The organism is Ulvibacter sp. 2210JD10-4, assembly GCF_058148525.1.
The window spans coordinates 1-246 of the sequence record NZ_JBYVJZ010000072.1 but is presented as its reverse complement, the minus strand read 5'-3'; the positions used below and the strand labels follow the sequence as shown (position 1 = coordinate 246).

1 protein-coding gene is annotated in these 246 nt (G+C 43.5%); it reads right to left on the bottom strand.

What is annotated here, in order from left to right; all coding sequences use genetic code 11:
- Positions 1-195 (bottom strand): putative LPS assembly protein LptD (locus ACY2RT_RS15520; RefSeq protein WP_490156821.1); only part of this gene is annotated, 195 nt, incomplete at its 3' end.
- Between the last annotated feature and the right edge of the window lie 51 nt (positions 196-246).

The window sequence follows — 246 nt, the reverse complement described above, 5'->3', positions numbered from 1 at the left end:
TATATTCTGTAAGATCCATTTTTTGGTTCCTATGTTGGGTGCAAACGGAAAGATACGGGATACATTGGCGTTCACATTAGGTAATGACATATTGATCTCGTCGGTATTGGTGTTCTGTGAATGTGTACCCGCAATTGTCAGGTTAACCTGTGGCGCTCCAGCAAATGTTTTGGAATACGAGATAGAGGAACTCAAAGGATGGACCAAAGCACGTGCAGGGGGAGTTTGGGGAATAGATTCTGGAAA